5 protein-coding genes and 1 pseudogene are annotated in these 3,573 nt (G+C 73.6%); 3 read left to right on the top strand and 3 right to left on the bottom strand.

Annotated elements, in window-relative coordinates; all coding sequences use genetic code 11:
• Positions 1 to 231, bottom strand: a pseudogene (locus tag Q1N79_RS28205) (hypothetical protein); the annotation flags it as partial.
• A gap of 85 nt (positions 232 to 316) precedes the next feature.
• Positions 317 to 1,285: a DMT family transporter gene (locus tag Q1N79_RS28200; protein ID WP_300614097.1), complete on the bottom strand. Its 969-nt coding sequence runs from the start codon at positions 1,283 to 1,285 to the stop codon at positions 317 to 319.
• A gap of 77 nt (positions 1,286 to 1,362) precedes the next feature.
• On the opposite strand from Q1N79_RS28200, the gene Q1N79_RS28195 reads away from it, so the two are divergent.
• Positions 1,363 to 1,956, top strand: a complete 594-nt coding sequence (locus tag Q1N79_RS28195; RefSeq protein WP_300614095.1) for a CGNR zinc finger domain-containing protein — start codon at positions 1,363 to 1,365, stop codon at positions 1,954 to 1,956.
• Here Q1N79_RS28195 and Q1N79_RS28190 read toward each other — a convergent pair.
• Positions 1,939 to 2,631: a peptidyl-tRNA hydrolase gene (locus Q1N79_RS28190; RefSeq protein ID WP_300614093.1), complete on the bottom strand. Its 693-nt coding sequence runs from the start codon at positions 2,629 to 2,631 to the stop codon at positions 1,939 to 1,941. The two genes, Q1N79_RS28195 and Q1N79_RS28190, sit on opposite strands and share 18 nt — an antisense overlap.
• A 106-nt stretch (positions 2,632 to 2,737) precedes the next feature.
• Here Q1N79_RS28190 and Q1N79_RS28185 point away from each other — a divergent pair, with 106 nt between their 5' ends.
• Together Q1N79_RS28185 and Q1N79_RS28180 are read left to right on the top strand one after the other, a co-directional pair.
• The gene (locus Q1N79_RS28185) at positions 2,738 to 3,298 is read left to right on the top strand and encodes a flavin reductase family protein (protein ID WP_300614092.1); all 561 of its coding nucleotides are present in this window, start codon (positions 2,738 to 2,740) and stop codon (positions 3,296 to 3,298) included.
• A 37-nt stretch (positions 3,299 to 3,335) separates the two neighbouring features.
• Positions 3,336 to 3,573, top strand: a 238-nt coding sequence (locus tag Q1N79_RS28180; RefSeq protein WP_300614091.1) for a 4-hydroxyphenylacetate 3-hydroxylase N-terminal domain-containing protein, incomplete at its 3' end; no start/stop codon positions are given.

Raw genomic sequence — 3,573 nt, 5'->3', positions numbered from 1 at the left:
GCCCGCGCCGCCGTCCCCGCCGTCCCCGCCGTCGGCCGCCCCGCCCGGGCCCCCGTCCCCCGCGCCGCTCTCGCCGTCCGTCTCCCGCCGGCCAGGGACGAGCACGGTCGTTTCGCCCGGACGCAGCGCGTCAGCCAGGCCGAACCCGGTTTCCTGCCGGTCGTGGAATGATCCGGCGAGCGGGGGCACGGTCCCCGATAGCACTGGAGCGGCAGCGCGCTGGGCGCCCATGATGCCCGACCCTTCCGTACTCAGCAGCCGACCCTGTAGACGGGTGTAGAGGGGATCATAATGGCGCAAAACCCGCCAGGGCGGATCATTCGACCGTCGCATGTTCCGCCGCGTCCGCCGCCCCCGCCACGGCTTCGGCCGGCGTGCCCGCCACCGTCCGCCGCCCGGGCCGCCCGGGCCGCCCAAGCCGCCCGCTGGCCGCGATCAGCACCCCGCCGAGCATCACCGCCACCCCTGCCAGCTGCACCGCCGACGGCCGCTCGCGCAGGACCAGCGCCCCGAGCGTCAGCGACCCCGCCGGCTGCACGAGCAGCAGCGCGCTGACCAGCCAGGCCGGCAGCCGCGGCAGCGACACCGTGATCAGCAGCCAGCCGATGACCTGCGAGGTAAGCGCGAGCAGCACAAGCCAGCCCAGGGCCGGCCAGGCCGGGCCGAGCCGGAAATCCCGCAGCAGCAGGCCGAGCGCCAGCGACCCGGCCGTCGCCCCCAGCGTGGCCTGCGTCAACGTCGCCACCACCGGTGAGCCGACGGCCGCCTGGCGGAGCATGAGGATGTAGACGGAGTACAGCGCCGCCACCCCGACGCCGAACGCCACGCCGAGCCCCGGATGCGCCCCGTACCCGCCGGTGCCGGCCAGCCCGCCGACGAGGGCGAGGCCGCCGAGCATCACGGGCAGCGCGACAAGCAGGGAACGGCGCGGCCGCTCACCGAGCACCAGCCACGCGAGCAGCGCCACGATCACGACCTGCAGGTTGGTCACCACGGTTCCCAGGCCGGCGCCGATGTCGGCGATCGAGTGGCTCCAGACGATCAGGTCGGCCGCGAGGAACACGCCGGCGAGCCGCGCCAGCCATCGATTGCGGGACGTCATGCGCGGCCCGCCGCGGCGCCGCTCCGCCCAGGCGAGCAAGGCAAGGACCGGCAGCGCCAGCCCGCACCTGCCGAGCGCGGTCATGCTCGGCGAGCTCCCGGCGAGCTGCATCACGACCGCCGAACTCGAGATGCAGGCCGCCCCGGCCACCGCCGTCCCGACCGCCCACCGGGGAGAGCCCATGAAACCGACCCGCTCGCGTCATGACCAAATACGATTGACGGTACTGACGTTAGGCCGAGTACCGCTCAGGAGTCAAGTTGCTTTTTGCTCATGACACGACGGCCGCCCTCGTGCTCGGGGCCGACCTTGTCAACACGGCTCCCGGGCTGGCGGCGGACGGCGAGGCGATCGCGGACGCGGCCGCGCTTGAGAACTTCCTCGACGAGCACCAGGTGGTGCCGCGCCGGACGGCCAGGCCCGCCGACGTGGCCGCGGTGCGTGCGCTGCGGCCCCGGCTGCTGGCCGCGTGGGAGGCCGCAGGCGGACCCGCGCGCACCGCGGACGTCCCGCGGCTCGCGGCGCTGGTCAACGAACTGCTCGACGACTCGGGCGCCCGCCCGTGGCTGATCGACCATGGCGGCGGCTGGGGCTGGCACCTGCACGTGACCAGGCCGGACGCGCCCCTGGTGGACCGGATCGCGGCGCAGGCCGCCTTCGCGCTCGCCGACCTGGTCCGGCTCGGCGAGAGCGAGCGGCTCCGCCGGTGCGCCGCGCCCGGCTGCCACGCCGTCCTCGTCGACCTGTCACGGAACCGCTCGCACCGCTACTGCGACACCGGTAACTGCGGCAACAGGCAGCACGCCGCCGCCTACCGCGCCCGGCGGGCGCTGCGGTCAGCCGCCGGCGGCTGACCGGCCCCGCCGCAGCGCCGGCACGTCCGCGACCACCGTGCACGATCCGGGGGCTACCTCGGTGAACCCGCGGTCGCGCACCACCGGCAGGCCGCTGGCCACGAGCCGCGCCCAGGGTTCCGGCGCTGCGGTTCGCACGGCAAGGTGAAAATCATTGGCCTTCCATTCCGAACGGTCCCGTGGTTCCAGCCACCACCAGGCCAGCTGCGCGGCGTGGCCGGCCTGCGCCATGGCCTTTCCCGCGGTCATCGCCAGCTCCGGATTCAGCCAGAGCACGGGGGTGCCCGCGGGTATCTCGCCCGGCGGCAGCGGATCTTCAAGCTCGGTGCCGGAAACCTGCAGCCTGGCCAGGTCAGGCGGCCATTCGTCGAGGAGGACCGGCGGGTAGACGCGAATTTCCGCCGTGCGCCTGGCGACCGTGATGCCGGGCAAGGCGAGCGCCCGCCGCCAGGCCGCGCCGCGCGCCCGCCTGACCACCTTGCGGATCCGGTCGGCTTCCCAGCCGCGCACCGCCGCCGTCCACTCACCGTCAACGGCGCGCGGGTCGGTCAGGAAGAACAGCACCGCGCGGGCGGCGCATTCGAGCGCGTCGGTCCTGGCCGGGGGAGCGGCCCGCTCCACGCGGACGACGAGCGGCAGGGCGTACTGCGGCGCCTCGCCGGCACATACGTCCACGCGTCCCCTTGACTTCGGTCCTGACCCTGGCAAGCCTTAGAAGTTATCCGGGCAGCGAACGAGCCGTCCGCATACCGAACATAATCCCTCTTGGCCGGGAGCGGCGATGCGAGTCGACTCGCGTGAGTTCCGCCACTGCCTCGGGCAGTTCGCGACTGGGGTGACGGTCGTGACCTGCCGGACCGAGGCCGGACTGCACGGAGCGACCGTCAACGCGTTCACGGCCGTCTCCCTTGACCCGCCGCTGGTGCTTGTCGCGCTCGACCGGCGCGCCAAGGTCTGCGGCTACATCACCGGGCGCCCCTTCGCGGTGACCGTGCTGGACAGCGATGCCCACCAGATGGCCCTGCACTTCGCCGGCCAGCAGGGGCACGGCGCCGCGGTCGGCTGGGTCGACCACGAGGTCGCGCCGCGCATCGCGGGCGGCCTCGCGTGGTTCGCCTGCACCCCGTGGGCCACCTATGACGGCGGCGACCACGTGCTGCACGTCGGCCTGGTCCAGGACTGCCAGCGTCATCCCGACAGCCGGCCGCTGGTATTTCACGGCGGCGAGTTCCGGTCGGTCGGCGAGCACCTGGCCGGCGCCCCGTGGCTGGACACCCTCGACTCTCCCGAATGCGACATCGGCTGGGTGCTGCCGCGCCTTACCGGCAGCACCGCCCGGTGATCCACCTTCCCACCTCACCGCGGAGGAACCCGACACCATGACCGTGACCGATCCGCAGAACACCGGCCGAGCGCAGGCTGCCGCGGCGTCCGGCGGCACGCCCGCCGCGACCCGTCCGATGACCGGCGATGAATACATCGAGAGCATCCGCGATGGACGTGAGGTGTACATCTACGGTGACCGGGTCCGCGACGTCACCACGCACCCGGCCTTCCGCAACCCGGTGCGGATGACCGCCCGGCTGTATGACTCGATGCGCGACCCGAAGCTGCACG

It is taken from the genome of Trebonia sp. (genome assembly GCF_030042015.1).
Classification (GTDB): Bacteria; Actinomycetota; Actinomycetes; order Streptosporangiales; family Streptosporangiaceae; genus Trebonia.
The sequence above is the reverse complement of the archived record's forward strand: the minus strand, read 5'-3'. Positions and strand labels throughout refer to the sequence as shown.

Bases quoted from the DNA above. Each gene is read 5' to 3' on its own strand.
- Q1N79_RS28200 (WP_300614097.1), bottom strand. From the start codon at position 1,285: ATGGGCTCTCCCCGGTGGGCGGTCGGGACGGCGGTGGCCGGGGCGGCC.
- Q1N79_RS28185 (WP_300614092.1), top strand. From the start codon at position 2,738: ATGCGAGTCGACTCGCGTGAGTTCCGCCACTGCCTCGGGCAGTTCGCG.